This window comes from Serratia liquefaciens ATCC 27592, assembly GCF_000422085.1.
Taxonomy (GTDB): Bacteria; Pseudomonadota; Gammaproteobacteria; order Enterobacterales; family Enterobacteriaceae; genus Serratia; species Serratia liquefaciens.
This window is the reverse complement of sequence record NC_021741.1, coordinates 397,749-415,135: the sequence shown is the minus strand read 5'-3', so window position 1 is coordinate 415,135 and position 17,387 is coordinate 397,749. Positions and strand designations below refer to the sequence as shown.

The window sequence follows — 17,387 nt, the reverse complement described above, 5'->3', positions numbered from 1 at the left end:
TAACAGATGACTATTCAAATCCGGGTTGAACACCTCAGCAAAACCTTTGTGCTCCACCAGCAGCACGGCACGCGGCTGCCGGTGTTGCACGACGCCAACATGACGGTCAGCAGCGGCGAGTGTGTGGTGCTGCACGGCCATTCCGGCAGCGGAAAATCAACCCTGCTGCGCTCGCTGTATGCCAACTATCTGCCCGACAGCGGCCATATCTGGGTCAACCATCAGGGGGAATGGCTGGACATGGTGCAGGCCGAAGCGCGCCAAATCCTGGCGGTTCGCCGTCATACCCTTGGCTGGGTCAGCCAGTTCCTGCGAGTGATCCCCCGTATCAGCGCGCTGGACGTCGTGATGCAGCCGTTACTGGAACAGGGTGCCGATCGCGCCGAATGCCGTGAACGCGCCGAAACCTTGCTTAACCAGCTCAATGTGCCGCAGCGTCTGTGGCAGTTGGCGCCTTCGACCTTCTCCGGCGGCGAGCAACAGCGGGTGAACATTGCGCGCGGCTTTATTGTCGATTATCCGATTTTGCTGCTGGACGAACCCACGGCGTCACTCGACAGCCGCAACAGCGCGGCAGTGGTCGCCTTGATCGAACAGGCCAAACGGCGCGGCGCGGCTATAGTCGGCATTTTTCATGATGAGGGCGTCCGTCAGCAGGTCGCCGACCGGTTATATGACATGCAGGCGCCACAGGCGCTGGAGATCCTCTGATGATCATCAATAACGTGAAGCTGGTGCTGGAAGATCAGGTTGTCGAAGGATCGCTGGAGATCAGCGACGGCACGATCCGCAGTTTTGCCGATACGCCGAGTCAGTTACCCCAGGCACTGAACGGTGAAGGCGGCTGGTTGCTGCCTGGCCTGATTGAATTACACACCGACAACCTGGACAAGTTTTTCACCCCGCGCCCCAACGTCGACTGGCCGGCCCATTCGGCCATGAGCAGCCATGATGCATTGATGGTGGCCAATGGCATCACCACCGTGCTGGACGCAGTGGCCATTGGCGACGTACGCGACGGCGGTCACCGGCTGGAGAACCTGCAAAAAATGATCGACGCGGTGATCCACAGCCAGCGTGCGGGGGTAAATCGCGCCGAACACCGGTTGCACCTGCGCTGCGAATTGCCGCACGACAGCACCCTGCCGTTGTTCGAACAGCTGATGGACAAGCCGGGCGTGTCTCTGGTGTCGTTGATGGACCATTCGCCGGGTCAGCGCCAGTTCGCTTCGCGAGAAAAATACCGCGAATATTATCAGGGCAAATACAACCTCAATGACCAGCAGATGAGCGACTTTGAGGAGCAGCAAATCGGGCTTTCCGCTCGCTGGGCCACGCCAAACCGCGAAGCGATCGCCGCTCACTGCCGGGCACGCAAGATCTCTCTTGCCAGCCACGACGACGCGACCGCCGAACACGTAGCCGAGTCCTGTGCGCTGGGCAGCGCCATTGCCGAATTCCCCACCACCGAAGCCGCGGCCCTGGCCTCGCATCAGCAAGGATTACAGGTGCTGATGGGGGCGCCGAATATCGTGCGCGGCGGTTCCCACTCCGGCAACGTGGCAGCGCACCATCTGGCGGCGTTGGGGGTGTTGGATATTCTGTCTTCCGATTATTACCCGGCCAGCCTGCTGGATGCGGCATTTCGTATCGCGGCCGACGAGCGCAACGGCTACGGCTTGCCGCAGGCGGTGCAGATGATCACCCGCAACCCGGCGAAAGCGCTGGACTTGCAGGATCGCGGGACCATCGCCGAAGGATTACGGGCAGATTTGGTACTGGCGCGGCCGCACGGCGAGCATATCTACGTGCAGAACGTGTGGCGCCAGGGCAAGCAGGTGTTCTGATGGCACAGCTTATCTATCTGATGGGGCCTTCCGGGGCCGGGAAAGACAGCCTGCTGGCCGCCCTGCGCGCCCATGCCGACAGTGCGCCGCTGGTGGCGCACCGTTATATCACCCGGCCGGCAGACGCCGGCTGCGAGAACCATATTGCGCTCAGTGAACCCGAATTTTTGCGCCGCCGCGCCAAAGGCCTGTTCGCCCTCGACTGGCACGCGCACCAGCATCATTACGCTTTTGGGATCGAAGTGGATCTTTGGTTGCTGCAGGGGATCGATGTGGTGGTCAACGGCTCGCGCGCTCACCTTTTGCAAGCGCAACAGCGTTATGGCGCACAGCTGCTGCCGGTTTGCCTACAGGTCAGTACGCATATTCTCCGCCAGCGGCTGCAAAACCGCGGACGCGAAAATGCCGAGCAGATCGAACAACGATTGGCGCGAGCGGCAGAGTACCAGGAAAAACTCCCTGCCGGTTGCCGACGGTTGGATAACGACGGCAACCTTGATGACACGCTGGCGGCGCTGTTGGCGCTGCTGCCCTCTTTGGCAAAACAACCACAGGATGCCGTGCCATGAACGATGCTGCACAGCAGAAAATCGGTAACAACGTGACGCTTAACCGCAGTCGCTTAGGCCAATATGTACATCTGGCCGACGATGCGATTCTGGAAGAGGTGGAGATGGGTGACTACTCCTACACCGCCGGACACAACCAGATTTTTTACGCCACCATCGGCAAATTCGTGTCGATTGCCTCTTATGTGCGTATCAATCCTGGCAATCACCCCACTTACCAGCGTATCGCCCAACACCATTTCACCTACCGCGCTTCAGAGTATGAACTGGGAGAAGACGACGAAGCGTTCTTCGACTGGCGGCGCGAACAGCATGTGACTATCGGCCACGACGTCTGGATCGGTCATAACGCCATCGTCATGCCCGGCGTCAGCATCGGCAACGGTGCCGTTATCGGCAGCGCGGCGGTCGTAACCAAAGATGTCGCCCCCTATGAGATTGTCGCCGGCGTAGCGGCCAAAAAGATCGGCATGCGTTTCGACGACGCCCTGATCGAACGCATTGAGCGCAGCCAGTGGTGGCACTGGGACCACCAGACGCTGCAACAACGGTTGGCGGATTTCCGTGATATCCATGCCTTCGCGGAGAAGTATTTATAATCGGGAGTGACGACATGCAACTGACGTTTCTCGGCACCGGTGGCGCGCAACAGATCCCGGTGTTTGGCTGTGATTGTCTAGTCTGTCAGCGGGCGAGGCGCGAGCCGGCGTTTCGGCGACGACCGTGCAGCGCCATGCTCAAATTTCAGGGGGAAACGACCTTGCTGGATGCGGGATTACCGTCGTTGGAACGGCGTTTTTCGGCGGGGGAAATTCAACGTTTTTTACTGACACATTACCACATGGATCACGTACAGGGGTTATTTCCTTTGCGTTGGGGGTGCGGAAATTTTATTCCGGTCTATGGTCCGGCAGACGAGCAGGGCTGCGATGACCTGTTCAAACACCCTGGTATTCTGGCGTTTCAACCGCCGTTAACCCCCTTCGAACCCCTTGAACTGGGCGGGCTGCGCATCACACCGTTACCGCTGCAGCATTCAAAAATCACGCTGGGCTATCTGATCCAGGCCGCTGGGGCATCGCTCGCCTACCTGACCGATACCGTCGGCCTGCCGCCCGATACCGACGCTTTTCTACGCGGAGTGCCGTTGGATTTGCTGGTGCTCGATTGCAGCCTGCCCCCTCAGCCGCAGGCACCGCGTAACCACAACGATTTGACCCGTGCGCAGGAAATTCAGCAACGCTTGCAACCAGGCCGTACCCTATTGACGCACATCAGCCATCATCTCGATTTGTGGCTGACGGACAATGAACTGCCGCCTGGTCTGGAGCTGGCGTTCGATAATCTCAGCGTGCACTGCGGTAACAATGCAGCCGATCGGATTCCAGCACCCTAACGCCGTTGCCAGGGCTGAACGCCTGTTCCAGCAGGGTTTGCGCCACGTCTTTGGCACTCACCGCTCGCCATTTGCCGGGCAGCAATTTAAACAGCGGCGCGGTGAGGCGCTCTAGCAAACGCGGCGAGGGCCGTGACCCCAGTAGCATGGATGGCCGCACCAGCGTCAGGCGCGGCCAATTCTGTTCACGCAGCGCCTGCTCCATTTCCCCTTTGGTGCGGTTATAGAGGAACGTAGAGCGCCTGTTCGCGCCTAGCGCACTGACGGCCAGACAATGCTGCGCCCCTAACCGACGGCCAGTCAGCGCACTTTCCACCACCAGGGTGTAATCGACATAATGGAAATTAGCGTCGCTACCGGCTTCGCGGCGGGTCGTCCCCAGGCAGCAAAACACCATATCGACCGGCTGTTCACATTCAGTCAGCAGCGCAAACAAATCATCCCCTACCGGGTTCTCTAATTTTTCGTTCGGCGGCAATGGTTTGCGCGTTGGCGCCACGATCGCCGTGACCTGCGGATCACGTTGCAGCAGATGCAACAGTGCATTACCCACCAACCCAGTTGCCCCGACAATGAATACCCGTGCCATATGCCCTCCCGCTGATTGATGATGCTGAAAAGTATAGTTTGCGGTATTCAGACCCGCGCCCAGTGAAGCTTTTTACCGAAACCGAGGGTGTTGTCAGTCATCTTCACCTCCTGCAGATCCAACTGCCAGACCGGCGCCTTCATCATCTTGGCTATCGGGAAACGCTTACAGTAACGTGCCCGTGCCAACGCCTCCTGCTCACCGTTCAGCATCGTCGCTTGCGCCCGATACTGAATGCCGCGGATCAAGGCGATGGTCTTCGGTTTCGGCGCTATGGTGCCCACCACGCTGGCATTTTGCAGCATCAGCTCACCGTGACGGGTGTGGGTTTCGGTCATCAACCACAGCGCCATCCGCTCGGCGTCAAACACGTAGAAACAATTGGCGCACCACATATCCATGCCGTTTCCCGCGCACAGCGTCAGTACGTGCTGCTTGCTGAGAAACTGTGCGATAGGTTGATGCTCATCGGTCATAGTCACTGTGAATTCTCCCCGTTATCTTGTTTCATCTTAACCCGTGTTGTTGAGGCGGGTCACAAATAACAACAATGTCGTCAAAAATCAAAAAGGAATAAAAACCCAGATAAAGTGAATTTATATACAAAATATCATTGTATGGACTTATAACATAATAAAAACAAACTCACTTCAATTACGCATTATACGCCCCTCTTAAACGCAATTTTTTTTGCTATTTCTCCCACATAGAAAAAATCAGGTGGCAGAAAGGGCTATTTGTTATCAATCTATTTACATGCATAATCACTCTTCAGAGGTATTCTTATGCAACTCAATGCATAACCAGTGAATAGTTATTTACTTGAAGGTGTATATGCGTGATGCATGTCACATATTTTGCTCAGGCCTGCGTTAAAATAGCGCCATCTTTTCACTCACAAAGGTGGATTAGAAATGGAAAACAACAACAGAAAAATGGCGCATATCAGGCGCACAACCCATATTATGATGATGGCTCATCGTAGTTGCTTTAGCTTCGCTTTCTTTAACTTCAGATAACCTCCCTCCTCGTTCGTCCTTATTCCGAACGCAAGACATCATTACGACTTATTTTTCACTCTGTTCAACAGAGATAAACTGCTGTTGCTTACGCAGCGGAAAACATCGTAATTCATCTTCATGGGATAAGAACGTCATCACAAAATAATAGAGTGAACTCAGGAATGCCTTCCGGCATGCCAGGTTCTCGTACACCTTTATTTTAATAAGGTATTAACGGCAGATTTAATTATTTGCCGGTGGAATACCTTTGTCTGAAGAATGAGAAAATGAAAAAGTTAAAAATTGCCGCTAATGAAAAAACACTGGGCTGCTTTGAAACAGAACGTGAAATTGTCGATGTACATCAGAGCGATTTCAATGATGTCGCCGCCATTGTGCTGTCCGTTGAGGACGTTACGAAGGGCATGGTGACGCATCTCGAAGAGATCGGGTTGAACATCCCGCTGTTTGTGGCGGTTTGCTGCGAAGAAGAGTTGGACAATGCCGTATTACCGGCGCTGCACGGGGTATTTGAACTCTGCGGGAAAAACACCCAGTTCTACGGCAAGCAGTTGGAGGCCGCGGCGGTAAAATATGAAAAAGATCTGCTGCCACCGTTCTTCAACACGCTGACGCAGTATGTCGAAATGGGTAACGCCACCTTTGCCTGTCCGGGCCATCAGGGCGGTGAATTCTTCCGTAAACATCCGGCCGGACGTCAGTTCTTTGATTTCTATGGCGAGACGCTGTTCCGTTCCGATATGTGCAACGCGGACGTCAAACTGGGCGACTTATTGATCCACGAGGGGGCACCCTGTGCCGCGCAGCAACACGCAGCCAAGGTGTTTAACGCCGATAAGACCTATTTCGTGCTGAATGGGACCTCGGCATCAAACAAAGTTGCGACCAACGCCCTGTTAACACGCGGCGATTTAGTGTTGTTCGACCGTAATAACCATAAATCCAATCACCATGGCGCACTGATTCAAGCTGGTGCAACGCCGGTGTATCTGGAGACCGCCCGCAACCCATTTGGCTTTATCGGCGGTATTGATGCGCACTGCTTCGATGAACGTTATTTACGTCAGCAAATCCGCGAAGTGGCGCCGGAACGTGCCAATGAGGCCCGGCCTTTCCGTCTGGCAATCATCCAGTTAGGCACCTACGACGGCACCATTTACAACGCTCGCCAAGTGGTCGACAAGATTGGGCACCTGTGCGATTACATCCTGTTTGACTCCGCCTGGGTGGGCTACGAACAATTCATCCCAATGATGAAAGATTGTTCGCCTTTACTGCTTGAACTGAATGAAAACGACCCGGGGATCATTGTGACCCAGTCCGTTCACAAACAGCAGGCCGGCTTCTCGCAAACCTCACAAATCCATAAAAAAGACAAACATATCAAAGGCCAAAGTCGCTATTGCAACCATAAACGCTTTAATAACGCTTTTATGCTGCATGCTTCCACCAGCCCGTTCTATCCGCTGTTTGCCGCTCTGGACGTCAATGCCAAAATGCATGAAGGGAAAAGCGGTCAGCGCCTGTGGAAGGAGTGCGTTCGCGTAGGGATTGAAGCCCGTAAAATGCTGCTGGAGACCTGCCAGTTAATCAAACCTTTTGTTCCAGACCAGATCGACGGCAAGCCCTGGCAGTCTTATGACACCGAGACAATGGCCAACGATTTGCGCTTCTTCAACTTTGTGCCAGGCGAGAAGTGGCATGCCTTTGAAGGCTATGCGGAATCGCAGTATTTTGTCGACCCTTGCAAGCTGTTGCTCACCACGCCGGGCATAGACACGGCGAGCGGTAACTACAGTGACTTCGGCATTCCGGCGACCATTTTGGCCAACTATCTGCGCGAAAACGGCATAGTACCGGAAAAATGCGATCTCAACTCGATCCTGTTCCTTCTCACGCCGGCCGAAGACATCGCCAAAATGCAGCATCTGGTGGCGCTGATTGCCCGCTTTGAAAAACACATCGAGCAGGATTCATTACTCAGTGAAGTCCTGCCCGCGGTATATAAAAGCAATGAGCAACGCTACAAGAATTATACCCTGCGTCAACTTTGCCAAGAAATGCACGATCTCTATGTCAGTTACGATGTTAAAGAACTGCAAAAAGAGATGTTCCGCAAGAATTATTTCCCTCGTGTCGCCATGAACCCGCAAGATGCCAATACAGAATTTGTCCGCGGCAATATCGAATTGGTTTCATTGGCCAAGGCTGAGGGCCGTATTGCGGCAGAGGGTGCACTACCTTACCCTCCGGGTGTTTTATGTGTCGTCCCTGGAGAAATATGGGGTGGCGCTGCACAGCGTTATTTCCTGGCATTGGAGGAAGGCATTAATTTACTTCCTGGTTTCGCACCGGAATTGCAGGGTGTTTATATCCAACAAGATGAAGATGGCTGGAATCGCGCTTACGGCTACGTCATGAGTAATTAATGACCTCACAAGGCGGTGAATATTATTCACCGCCCAGATCGCATCATAAAAGAGAGAATGATCATGAGTAAGTCTAATAATAAAATGGGGGTCGTGCAGTTAACGATCCTGACGGCCGTCAACATGATGGGGTCCGGCATAATTATGCTGCCGACCAAATTGGCCGAGGTAGGCACAATTTCTATTGTTTCCTGGTTGGTCACTGCGGTTGGTTCAATGGCGCTGGCCTATGCCTTCGCCAAATGCGGGATGTTCAGCCGTAAATCCGGCGGCATGGGGGGTTATGCTGAATATGCCTTCGGCAAATCGGGCAACTTTATGGCGAACTATACCTACGGCGTTTCGTTACTGATCGCCAATATCGCCATCGCCATTTCCGCCGTGGGTTACGGTACCGAGCTGTTTGGCGCCAACCTGAGCCCGTTGGGGATCTGTATCGCCACCATTGGTGTGCTGTGGTTAGCCACGGTCGCCAACTTCGGCGGCGCTCGCATTACCGGCAGGATCAGCGGCATCACCGTTTGGGGCGTCATCATCCCGGTGGTCGGGATTTCGATCATCGGCTGGCACTGGTTCAGCGGCAGCGCTTACGTCGCCGCGTGGAACCCGCATCAGGTGCCAACTTTTGAAGCCATTGGCGCTTCGATTTCCATGACCCTATGGGCTTTCCTGGGCCTCGAATCCGCCTGTGCCAATACCGATGTGGTGGAGAACCCAGAACGTAATGTGCCGATCGCCGTATTGGGCGGTACGCTTAGCGCCGCAGTGATCTATATCGTTTCGACCAACGTGATCGCCGGTATAGTACCGAATATGGACCTGGCCAATTCCACCGCGCCGTTTGGGCTGGCGTTTTCCCATATGTTCAACCCAACGGTCGGCAAGATCATCATGGCACTGATGATCATGTCCTGCGTCGGGTCGCTGCTGGGGTGGCAGTTCACCATCGCTCAGGTATTCAAATCTTCCGCCGACAGCGGTTTCTTCCCGAAAATCTTCTCGAAACTCAGCAAGGCGGACGCCCCGGTCAAAGGCATGCTGACCATCGTCGTTATCCAGAGCGTGCTGTCGCTGATGACCATCAGCCCCTCGTTGAACAAGCAGTTCAACGTGCTGGTTAACCTGGCCGTGGTGACCAATATTATCCCCTACATCTTGTCGATGGCGGCGCTGATCATTATTCAGAAGGTGGCGAAAGTGCCGGAGAAAAAAGCGCGGATCGCCAACATCATTGCCGGCATTGGCGCGCTTTACAGCTTCTATGCGCTCTACAGTTCCGGTGAAGAGGCCATGATGTGGGGTGCCATCGCCACTTTCCTCGGCTGGACGCTGTACGGCCTCGTTTCACCTCGCTTTGAAATGGCGGGCAAAAAAGGCTAACCGTAATCATCCGCAGGCGGACAGGGTGGGATTACGACGGCGAACATGCCATCATATTCCCACCCTGACCACCGAAGTCGCTGCTTATTCATGACCGATACCCTCTCCTCCTGGTACCTTTACATGCTGCGTCTGCCTAACGGCATGCTGTATACCGGCATTACTACCGACGTCGAACGACGTCTGGCGCAGCATCAGGCTGGCAAAGGTGCAAAGGCACTGCGGGGCAAAGGCGAGCTGGTGTTGGCGTTTCACTGCCTGGCGGGGGATCGTTCTAAAGCGCTAAGGCTGGAATATCGGGTGAAGCAACTGAGCAAAACGCAAAAAGAGAGGCTGGTGAATCACCCGCCTCTTTCGTTGGATCATTTACTGCCGGACGCTGAGATTAAAACCGGTTAAACGGCTCGGAAAACTCCACCGCCCCGCGCGCATCATCCAGAGCATTTTCCGCCAGCGGATACACCTGGAAGGCGGCTTCGCTGCCCGGCCAACGGCACTGCAGCCCGTAGGCGGCAGCCGGTTTAAAGCCAAAGCGGCCGTAATAAGCGGGATCGCCCAGCACCACTACTGCGGCATAGCTGAACTCATTGAGCGAATCCAATCCTTCGTAGATCAGTTTTTCACCCAGCCCTTGGCGACGCAGGCTTTCGTCCACCGCCAGCGGTGCCAGACCGACCCATTGGCGATCCTCCCCGGCCACATCCACCGGACTGAACGCCGCATAACCTACCACGCCGCCTTCGTCGTCAGTGGCGACAATGCCCAGCGTCAGCAGGCCATCTTCGCGCAGTTGCTGCACCAGATCGGCCTCGTCGTCACGCCCAAAGGCACGACGCAACAGCGCGTCGATCCCTGCGGCATCTACCGGAATTTCTACGCGGATTAGCATGATACCGGCACACGGGAAGTTTGCACCGTGCCCTCCTGCAGCCCTGCTTCGACAAATTCAGCCAGTTGCAGCAGGCCCAGGCGCAATGGCGCCGGCATGGCTTCCAACTCGATGGCGTCCATCAGATTTTTTACATACAGGCCCAATTCGGTGTCCCCTTCAATCTGCAGCCGACGCTGAAAGAACAGCGTATCGGGATCTTGCTTACGCGCTGCGATAAGAATCAGATCGTTGGCGTCGCCGCTGAAGCTGACATCAGCCTCGGCATGTTGGCTGACAACCAGCTTGCCGTTTTCTACCGTCATAAACCAGTGTAGCGCCAGATCGCGGACTTCGATCTTTAACCAGCGCGATTCGAGAAATTCCAAATCGCCATCCGCCAACGCCTGGCGGAACTGCCAGCCCAGCACCTGTTCCAGAAGCTGGCGCTGCAAAGCAAACGGCGTGAATTTTAGCGGTACTCGCAGCAGCGACGGCCCCTGGCGCACAATGCGCGCTCGTAATTGTTCCAACACTGTCGTTCACTCCTTTCAACACAGATGCACTATTTTGCCACAGTGGCGCACGGCAGAAGCGCTCTATATCAACAAATAGTGCATTTCGCCGCCAGCTTTATCAATACGCCAGAAGCTGCCTCAAATCAAAGCCTGTTCAGCGCGCTTTCACTAAAATTGCCTCCCGATTAGCGTTTGCCGGTTAAAAACGGTCACCGGTAAACATTGTGACAGCCCGCATCCGCCATGGGTGCATGCTGAGTCAGGATAAATCTATGGAGCTGCTTTGTCCCGCCGGTAACCTGCCGGCCCTGAAGGCTGCGGTGGATAACGGCGCTGACGCCGTGTACATCGGCCTGAAAGATGATACCAACGCGCGCCACTTTGCCGGCCTCAACTTTACCGAGAAAAAACTGCAGGAAGCGGTCGAGTACGTCCATCGCCACCACCGCAAGCTGCACATCGCCATCAACACCTTCGCCCACCCAGACGGCTATGCCCGCTGGCAACGGGCGGTAGACATGGCGGCGCAGTTGGGTGCCGACGTGCTGATCCTCGCCGATTTGGCGATGCTGGAATACGCCGCCGAACGTTACCCGCAGTTGGAGCGCCACGTTTCGGTGCAGGCTTCTGCCACTAACGAAGAGGCAATTCGCTTCTACCAACGCCATTTCGACGTCGGTCGGGTGGTGCTGCCGCGCGTGCTGTCGATGCACCAGGTTAAACAGTTGGCGCGTACCAGCCCTGTGCCGCTGGAGGTCTTCGCCTTTGGCAGCCTGTGTATCATGGCCGAGGGGCGTTGCTACCTCTCCTCTTACCTGACCGGCGAATCCCCCAATACCGTCGGTGCCTGTTCGCCGGCGCGCTACGTACGCTGGCAGCAAACGGCTCAGGGTATGGAGTCACGCCTGAACGGCGTGCTGATCGACCGCTACCGGGACGATGAAAATGCCGGTTACCCGACGCTGTGCAAGGGCCGCTATCTGGTGGATGACGTGCGCTACCACGCGCTGGAAGAGCCCACCAGCCTCAATACGCTGGAACTGCTGCCGGAACTGCTGGCTGCCAATATCGCTTCGGTAAAGATTGAAGGCCGCCAGCGCAGCCCGGCCTATGTTAGCCAGGTTGCCCGCGTGTGGCGTCAGGCCATCGATCGCTGCCAGGCCGATCCGGCCGCTTATCAGGCCGAGGTCGGCTGGATGGAGGCACTCGGCTCGATGTCCGAAGGCACCCAGACCACCCTCGGTGCCTATCACCGCAAATGGCAGTAGCAGGAGGACGCATGAAATACGCATTAGGCCCGGTGCTGTACTACTGGCCAAAAACCGAGGTCGAGAGTTTTTATCAGCAGGCGGTAAACAGCAGCGCGGAGATTATTTATCTCGGTGAAAGCGTCTGCACCAAACGGCGTGAAATGAAGGTGGGAGACTGGCTGGCGCTGGCGCAAGAGATAGCCCGCAGCGGCAAGCAGGTGGTGATCTCTACCCTGGCACTGTTACAGGCGCCGTCCGAGCTGAACGAACTGAAGCGTTATGTGGAAAACGGCGAATTCCTGATCGAAGCCAACGATCTGGGCACGGTGAACATGGCCGCGGAACGTGGCCTGCCGTTCGTCGCCGGTCACGCGCTGAATTGCTACAACGCCTACACCCTGCGTCTGCTGCACCGCCAGGGCATGACCCGCTGGTGTATGCCGGTCGAGCTGTCACGCGACTGGCTGGCCAAACTGTTGGCTCAATGCGAGGAACTGGGCTTCCGCCAGCAGTTTGAAGTGGAAGTGCTGAGCTACGGCCACCTGCCGCTGGCCTATTCGGCACGCTGCTTCACCGCACGGTCTGAAGACCGCGCCAAGGACGAATGCGAAACCTGCTGCATCAAATACCCGCAAGGCCGCATGATGCGTTCCCAAGAACAGCAACAGGTGTTCGTGCTCAACGGTATTCAGACCATGAGCGGCTACTGTTATAACCTGGGTAACGAATTGAGCGGTATGCAGGGATTGGTAGACATCGTGCGCCTGTCGCCGCAGAGCACGGAGACGTTGGCTCTGGTCGAACGTTTCCGTGCCAACGAGCAGGGTGCGCAGCCGTTAACGCTCACCGATCAAGCCGACTGCAACGGCTACTGGCGCCGGGTCGCGGGGCTGGAATTGGTGTCTTAATTCGTTGAGAAAATACAAAACTGCCGGGTAGGCGTAGCGCCACCCGGCAAGTCAGCCAACAGCGACAACTACTCTTTGAAGAACCAGTATCCCTGATTGATCAGTTCGGTCAGCTCAGCCACAAAGGCCGGATTTTGCAACGCAGCACCCAGCTCCGGCTGGCCCAACTCGGTATAACGACACAGCGCATCGGCCACACGATCGTCCACGGTGTTCAGACGCTCGCTGTTGACGAAGAAGCTGTCGCCGACCTGCAGCACACGCAGGCCGCTCAGGCGAGTCAGGGTTTCACCACCCATCAGCGCATTCAGTACCTCTTCCGCTTCATAAGGGGGTTCCGCCATAGCGATATCCAGCTCATGACGTGGCGTAGTGGCAAAACGGCCAAACCACTGCTTAAAGTCTTCCGGTTGGCCGATCATTTCGAACATCATTGAGCGCAGGCGCTCAAGCTCATATTCTTCAACCCGGCCCGGATGTTCACGCAGGGTTAAATCAGGATCGCTGTAATGCGCACCACCCAGATCTTTTTCCAGCGCGTAATCAGCAAAGCTGCTGATCAAGTCGCGGCCGTTTGGCCCACGGAAGCCTACTGAATAGTTGAACGCCGTTTCGTGGGTAAAACCGTCATGGGGGAAGCCTGGCGGGATGTACAGAATGTCGCCCGGTTCCAATTCTTCATCAATGATCGGCTCGAACGGATCAACGTGCAGCAGCGCCGGGTGCGGGCAGAACTGACGCATCGGCAAGGCATCGCCTACGCGCCAGCGACGGCGACCCATCCCCTGAATGATGAACACATCGTAGTTGTCGATATGCGGACCCACACCGCCTCCCGGCACCGAGAAGGAGATCATCAGATCATCCAGGCGCCAGTCCGGCAAGGCGCGAAACGGGCGCACCAGCTCGGCTGAGGGCGCATGCCAGTGGTTAACCGCCTGCGCCAGCAGTGACCAACCCGTTTCACCGAGGTCATCGAAATATTCAAACGGACCGTTGCTGGCCTGCCATTTTCCCTCTGCGTTGCTCACCAGACGGCTGTCAACCTCCTGCTCCATCGCCAGCCCCGCCAGTTCGTCTGGCGTGATAGGATCGACAAAATTCGGGAAGGCATTTTTCAAAACAACAGGTTTTTTCTGCCAATATTTCTCTAAAAACTCGGGCCAGTTCAGGTTCAGTTGGTAAGCCATACAATCACACCAGTAAGAAAATTCACGGACGTGATTATGCGAGACAGCGCGTCTGTCCACCTTGTTAAGGGTCAAGGAAATGGTGGGGCTCCCTTGCTGGAACGTTAATTAACCTGCCGTTTGCGGAACATACTGCGCAGCGCGACGCTGTTGCGTACGAAACCTACGCCGAAGCCCAACAGGGTGTAAACAATCCCCAGCACCAGCAGCATCGCCACGTCCCCCCACACTTCGTTCAGCGACAACCCCATCTGGTTAACCCCCGCAACGGCCTTGGTTGCCCAGGTGGAGGGAATGCTGTAGGAAATCGCCCGCACCCAGCCCGGCATCGCCTGCAGCGGCCAGATGGTGCCCGAAAGATAAAATATCGGCGTCGTAATAAACGCCAGCGTCAGGTAGATCATTTCGACGCTGCGCAGGCACTCGGTCACCAGCTTGCCCAACCCCAGCACCGCCAGTAAGAACGGGAAGGTCAGCAGCAGAATTTCCGCAATGCCCGCCGTTTGCCGGTAGCCCAGCACCCATGGCCACAGCACAAACAGCACGATCGACAGGAACAGCCAGATCGGCAGCAACGCCGTCAGCCCCCCCAGATGCGCCGCCAGCGGCGCTTTGCCCCCGGGCATGCTCTTCATGGCAATGCTGACGCGCACGCAGGCAATCAACAACGAGTGCTGCAATAGCATCACCAGCAGGCCGGGGAAGATGATCGCCGCAAAGCTGATGCCCGGGTTGAACACATCCAACGTCTGTCCGACGATCGGCGTCAGGATCACCTGCGCCTGGCGTTCGCTGAAACCGCTGCGTAACAGCAGGCCGTTGTTGTACTGGGTCAGCAACTGCTGATAAGCCGCCACCACATCCTGCTGGATCTGCCCGTTGGCCAGGCGGTTGGTCGCATCGCCATACACCGGCACCACGATATTCTGGCCGCTCAGGATCTTCTTCTCCAGATCCACCGGCATGATGATCACCGCGAACAGCTTGCGCCAGCCAAGATCCCGCTGCGCCTGCTCAAGACTGTCGTAGGTTTCAATAGCGATTTTGGAGGTGGCGTCCAGTTGACGGATCAGCTGGCGACTGGCGGTGCTGTGATCCTGATCGATGACGCCCACCGGCAGATCCCATACCGTGCGGTTGGCATAGACCATGCTCATGACGCACAACGACAGGATCAACATCAGCCACATCGGCCGCTCCAGCATGCCGAGCAGCACCCGGACGAAGGTTTGCCAATAAAGTTTCATCCTGCCCCCCCTTCTTTTAACAGCCGCGCCAACAGCCGGTTACGCACCAGCAGTGCGGTCACCAGCGGATAAATCGACAGCAACGCACAGACGCTGAAGATGGCGCTGGCAGGGACTTGCCGCAGGAATACGTCAAACATGGCGTACAACGCATGAGTTAACGGCTCAATATTGGAAATAATGCGCGCCGGCAGCGGCATCGACAGTTCCGGCACCGCCATGCCCGAAAAGGTCAGCGCAATACTCACCAAAATAGCGATCAGGCTGTAGGCGGTGATGGTGCTGCTGGTAAAGGTAAACAACAGCAGGCCAATGCTCTGCGCCGCCATCACGTAGAAGAAACCAATCATCAGCATGAACAGCGGATTGCCGCTGACGCGGGCGTCAAAAATGCCCACCAGCGCGGCAATTTCAACCATCAGCAAGCTGGTGAAACATAAGGTGTACGGCGCCAACTTGCCGAGCAGCGCCAGGCTGAACGGCCGCGCCTTCAACAAGGATTTACTGCGTGCCAACACGTAAATCATGCAGGTCACTACGAACAGCTGCAGCAGGTGGATGGTGGCGGCAAACTGTTGATAATAAATATAGCTGCCGCTGGCGTTGAATAAACTGCCGTAGGAAAGCGTCACGTCCGCCAGGGGCGGCAGTGTTTTGCCCATCTCGCCGGCGATGATGCTGCGGTAGCTGGCGTTGATTTCGGTCATCAGGCCGCTGAAGTCCTGGGTGGAATACAGCCCCGCACCGTAAAACAACGCATTGTAGTACATCACCACGCTCGGCTGTTTGCCAGCCAGCGCGTTGGCCTCAAAATCCGGCGGCACATACAGCAGCGCATAATCCTGCGCGCTACGCAGGCGATGCAGCGACTCCTGCAGCCCACCGGGGTAAGCCTCGACGTGGGCGTGCGAACCGGCATCCAGACGGCGCGTCAGCGATTTGGATAGCGGGCTGTGATCGCTGTCCACTACCGACACCGGCAGATCGAGCAAGGTCCCTTCCGAAAAGTTACTGCTGATCAGACCAAACAGGATCAGCGGGAAGATCCAGCTCAGCCAATGTACCACCGGGCTGCGGAAGGCAAGCCGACACTCGTTGCCAAACGCATGACTGAAGCAGCGCCAGCCGGCCCTTACTCTTTCCATAGCCATAAGCTGCTCATCCCTGGGCGCAGGCCGTCTACCGGCTGTGACGGATACAGGCGCACTTCAAACGTTTTCAGATCGAAGTCACCGGTTGCTCGGGTGGCGCGTTTGGTGGCGTAATCGCCCAGCGGCGCGATATAACGCACTTCCGCCTCGATCATTTTGTCCTTCAATGCCGGTACCCGCATCTGGACTTTGTCGCCCTTCCGCACGTGAGCCAAAATATCTTCACGCAGGTTAAACACGAAATAAGCGTCCGGTATGCGGATCAGCGTCAGCAATGGGCTACCCGCATTCAACAACTCGCCCACTTCTGCCGGTATTGGCCCAACTTCGCCGGTCACCGGAGCTAATACCTGCAAGTCGTCCGTCTGGGCTTTCACCTGCAGCAAGTTTTCTTCCGCTGCTCGCAGTGCCGCAGCGTACTGTTGCCGTAATTCGACACGGTCGCCGTTAATCCCTTCGTCCAGGTTGGCTTTGGCGGCCTGCACCTGTTGAAAAGCGGTATCGCGCGCGCGGCGAGAAGCGTCCAATTCAGATTTCGAAATATAACCTTTACCGGCCACGCTCAGGTTGCGGTTGTAGTCGTTTTGCGCGTTGCGATATTGCGCTTCGGACTGCGCCAGGTTGGCGCGCAGGTTGCGGATGCTTTCTTCACGCGTGCCGTGCAGCGACTGCTCGAGCTGCGCTTTGGCCTCATCGCGCGACGCCTGCGCGGAACGCAGTTGCGCCATCAGTTCCGGGCTGTCGAGATGAATCATCACTTGCCCTGCCTGCACGTCGTCCCCACGCTCCACCAGACGTTCAATCACTCGTCCCTTAGCCTTGGAAGCCACAATCACCTCAGGCGCATCCACTTCGCCCTGCAACAACAAATCCTGATTATGCGCGCGGAACAATATCGCCATGGCGATCGCCACCACCATCAACAGTAGGGTAAACAACGTCTTTTTTTTCATTCTCTCAGCTCCCTGAGCAATAAGCGGCAGGTGAAATCATCATGTCCATATCTCAATAAACTCCCAAAAA

19 protein-coding genes are annotated in these 17,387 nt (G+C 56.2%); 11 read left to right on the top strand and 8 right to left on the bottom strand.

Features of this window, described 5'->3' with window-relative positions; all coding sequences use genetic code 11:
- Positions 1-6: 6 nt before the first annotated feature.
- The 5 genes from phnL to phnP are packed head-to-tail and all read left to right on the top strand — an operon-like array spanning position 7 to position 3,812.
- Positions 7-711: a phosphonate C-P lyase system protein PhnL gene (gene phnL / locus M495_RS01915; RefSeq protein WP_020824977.1), complete on the top strand. Its 705-nt coding sequence runs from the start codon at positions 7-9 to the stop codon at positions 709-711.
- Positions 711-1,847 carry an alpha-D-ribose 1-methylphosphonate 5-triphosphate diphosphatase gene (gene phnM, locus M495_RS01910; protein WP_020824976.1) on the top strand — a complete coding sequence of 379 codons (1,137 nt, stop codon included), beginning with the start codon at positions 711-713 and terminating at the stop codon, positions 1,845-1,847. Before phnL ends, phnM begins: the two co-directional genes overlap by 1 nt.
- Complete coding sequence (gene phnN / locus M495_RS01905; protein WP_020824975.1) at positions 1,847-2,416, top strand: ribose 1,5-bisphosphokinase; 570 nt, start codon at positions 1,847-1,849, stop codon at positions 2,414-2,416. Before phnM ends, phnN begins: the two co-directional genes overlap by 1 nt.
- Positions 2,413-3,015: a DapH/DapD/GlmU-related protein gene (locus tag M495_RS01900; protein WP_020824974.1), complete on the top strand. Its 603-nt coding sequence runs from the start codon at positions 2,413-2,415 to the stop codon at positions 3,013-3,015. The genes phnN and M495_RS01900 overlap by 4 nt, the downstream gene beginning before the upstream one ends.
- Before the next feature lie 14 nt (positions 3,016-3,029).
- Positions 3,030-3,812: a phosphonate metabolism protein PhnP gene (gene phnP, locus M495_RS01895; protein WP_041414151.1), complete on the top strand. Its 783-nt coding sequence runs from the start codon at positions 3,030-3,032 to the stop codon at positions 3,810-3,812.
- Here phnP and M495_RS01890 read toward each other — a convergent pair.
- Both M495_RS01890 and M495_RS01885 read right to left on the bottom strand, forming a co-directional pair.
- The gene (locus M495_RS01890; protein WP_020824972.1) at positions 3,763-4,401 is read right to left on the bottom strand and encodes an NAD(P)H-binding protein; all 639 of its coding nucleotides are present in this window, start codon (positions 4,399-4,401) and stop codon (positions 3,763-3,765) included. The two genes, phnP and M495_RS01890, sit on opposite strands and share 50 nt — an antisense overlap.
- A 47-nt stretch (positions 4,402-4,448) precedes the next feature.
- On the bottom strand, positions 4,449-4,877 hold the full coding sequence (locus M495_RS01885) for a YhbP family protein (protein ID WP_020824971.1): 429 nt from the start codon (positions 4,875-4,877) through the stop codon (positions 4,449-4,451).
- 438 nt (positions 4,878-5,315) lie between these two features.
- Here M495_RS01885 and speFL point away from each other — a divergent pair, with 438 nt between their 5' ends.
- The 4 genes from speFL (at position 5,316) to M495_RS01870 (ending at position 9,631) form a co-directional block, all read left to right on the top strand.
- Complete coding sequence (gene speFL, locus M495_RS25445; protein WP_112363015.1) at positions 5,316-5,420, top strand: leader peptide SpeFL; 105 nt, start codon at positions 5,316-5,318, stop codon at positions 5,418-5,420.
- Positions 5,421-5,689: 269 nt separating this feature from the next.
- On the top strand, positions 5,690-7,852 hold the full coding sequence (speF, locus tag M495_RS01880) for an ornithine decarboxylase SpeF (RefSeq protein ID WP_020824970.1): 2,163 nt from the start codon (positions 5,690-5,692) through the stop codon (positions 7,850-7,852).
- A 63-nt stretch (positions 7,853-7,915) separates the two neighbouring features.
- Entirely contained in the window at positions 7,916-9,232 is a 1,317-nt protein-coding gene (gene potE / locus M495_RS01875; protein WP_041415181.1) for a putrescine-ornithine antiporter, read from the top strand.
- A gap of 90 nt (positions 9,233-9,322) precedes the next feature.
- Complete coding sequence (locus M495_RS01870) at positions 9,323-9,631, top strand: GIY-YIG nuclease family protein (RefSeq protein WP_071846548.1); 309 nt, start codon at positions 9,323-9,325, stop codon at positions 9,629-9,631.
- Here the strand turns inward: M495_RS01870 and M495_RS01865 are convergent.
- Both M495_RS01865 and ubiT read right to left on the bottom strand, forming a co-directional pair.
- Positions 9,618-10,121 (bottom strand): GNAT family N-acetyltransferase, encoded by a 504-nt coding sequence (locus M495_RS01865; protein ID WP_020824967.1) that lies wholly within the window; start codon positions 10,119-10,121, stop codon positions 9,618-9,620. The two genes, M495_RS01870 and M495_RS01865, sit on opposite strands and share 14 nt — an antisense overlap.
- The gene (gene ubiT / locus M495_RS01860; RefSeq protein WP_020824966.1) at positions 10,115-10,636 is read right to left on the bottom strand and encodes a ubiquinone anaerobic biosynthesis accessory factor UbiT; all 522 of its coding nucleotides are present in this window, start codon (positions 10,634-10,636) and stop codon (positions 10,115-10,117) included. The genes M495_RS01865 and ubiT overlap by 7 nt, the downstream gene beginning before the upstream one ends.
- A 254-nt stretch (positions 10,637-10,890) precedes the next feature.
- Here ubiT and ubiU point away from each other — a divergent pair, with 254 nt between their 5' ends.
- Positions 10,891-11,886, top strand: a complete 996-nt coding sequence (ubiU, locus tag M495_RS01855) for a ubiquinone anaerobic biosynthesis protein UbiU (RefSeq protein ID WP_020824965.1) — start codon at positions 10,891-10,893, stop codon at positions 11,884-11,886.
- A gap of 11 nt (positions 11,887-11,897) precedes the next feature.
- The gene (locus tag M495_RS01850) at positions 11,898-12,776 is read left to right on the top strand and encodes a U32 family peptidase (protein ID WP_020824964.1); all 879 of its coding nucleotides are present in this window, start codon (positions 11,898-11,900) and stop codon (positions 12,774-12,776) included.
- A gap of 68 nt (positions 12,777-12,844) precedes the next feature.
- Here the strand turns inward: M495_RS01850 and M495_RS01845 are convergent, their stop codons facing one another.
- From M495_RS01845 to M495_RS01830, 4 genes are all read right to left on the bottom strand, one after another.
- A complete protein-coding gene (locus tag M495_RS01845) occupies positions 12,845-13,966 on the bottom strand; it encodes a ribosomal protein uL16 3-hydroxylase (protein ID WP_020824963.1) in 1,122 nt (373 codons plus the stop codon).
- Between the two features lie 104 nt (positions 13,967-14,070).
- Entirely contained in the window at positions 14,071-15,213 is a 1,143-nt protein-coding gene (locus tag M495_RS01840) for an ABC transporter permease (protein ID WP_020824962.1), read from the bottom strand.
- Complete coding sequence (locus M495_RS01835) at positions 15,210-16,364, bottom strand: ABC transporter permease (protein WP_020824961.1); 1,155 nt, start codon at positions 16,362-16,364, stop codon at positions 15,210-15,212. The genes M495_RS01840 and M495_RS01835 overlap by 4 nt, the downstream gene beginning before the upstream one ends.
- Entirely contained in the window at positions 16,346-17,317 is a 972-nt protein-coding gene (locus M495_RS01830) for an HlyD family secretion protein (RefSeq protein ID WP_020824960.1), read from the bottom strand. The genes M495_RS01835 and M495_RS01830 overlap by 19 nt, the downstream gene beginning before the upstream one ends.
- Positions 17,318-17,387 lie beyond the last annotated feature (70 nt).

Coding starts and splice junctions, on each gene's coding strand:
- phnM (WP_020824976.1), top strand. CDS start 711: ATGATCATCAATAACGTGAAGCTGGTGCTGGAAGATCAGGTTGTCGAA.
- M495_RS01850 (WP_020824964.1), top strand. CDS start 11,898: ATGAAATACGCATTAGGCCCGGTGCTGTACTACTGGCCAAAAACCGAG.
- phnP (WP_041414151.1), top strand. CDS start 3,030: ATGCAACTGACGTTTCTCGGCACCGGTGGCGCGCAACAGATCCCGGTG.
- speF (WP_020824970.1), top strand. CDS start 5,690: ATGAAAAAGTTAAAAATTGCCGCTAATGAAAAAACACTGGGCTGCTTT.
- potE (WP_041415181.1), top strand. CDS start 7,916: ATGAGTAAGTCTAATAATAAAATGGGGGTCGTGCAGTTAACGATCCTG.
- phnN (WP_020824975.1), top strand. CDS start 1,847: ATGGCACAGCTTATCTATCTGATGGGGCCTTCCGGGGCCGGGAAAGAC.
- M495_RS01885 (WP_020824971.1), bottom strand. CDS start 4,877: ATGACCGATGAGCATCAACCTATCGCACAGTTTCTCAGCAAGCAGCAC.
- M495_RS01830 (WP_020824960.1), bottom strand. CDS start 17,317: ATGAAAAAAAAGACGTTGTTTACCCTACTGTTGATGGTGGTGGCGATC.
- speFL (WP_112363015.1), top strand. CDS start 5,316: ATGGAAAACAACAACAGAAAAATGGCGCATATCAGGCGCACAACCCAT.
- M495_RS01845 (WP_020824963.1), bottom strand. CDS start 13,966: ATGGCTTACCAACTGAACCTGAACTGGCCCGAGTTTTTAGAGAAATAT.
- phnL (WP_020824977.1), top strand. CDS start 7: ATGACTATTCAAATCCGGGTTGAACACCTCAGCAAAACCTTTGTGCTC.
- M495_RS01840 (WP_020824962.1), bottom strand. CDS start 15,213: ATGAAACTTTATTGGCAAACCTTCGTCCGGGTGCTGCTCGGCATGCTG.
- M495_RS01865 (WP_020824967.1), bottom strand. CDS start 10,121: ATGCTAATCCGCGTAGAAATTCCGGTAGATGCCGCAGGGATCGACGCG.
- M495_RS01835 (WP_020824961.1), bottom strand. CDS start 16,364: ATGGCTATGGAAAGAGTAAGGGCCGGCTGGCGCTGCTTCAGTCATGCG.
- ubiU (WP_020824965.1), top strand. CDS start 10,891: ATGGAGCTGCTTTGTCCCGCCGGTAACCTGCCGGCCCTGAAGGCTGCG.
- M495_RS01870 (WP_071846548.1), top strand. CDS start 9,323: ATGACCGATACCCTCTCCTCCTGGTACCTTTACATGCTGCGTCTGCCT.
- M495_RS01890 (WP_020824972.1), bottom strand. CDS start 4,401: ATGGCACGGGTATTCATTGTCGGGGCAACTGGGTTGGTGGGTAATGCA.
- M495_RS01900 (WP_020824974.1), top strand. CDS start 2,413: ATGAACGATGCTGCACAGCAGAAAATCGGTAACAACGTGACGCTTAAC.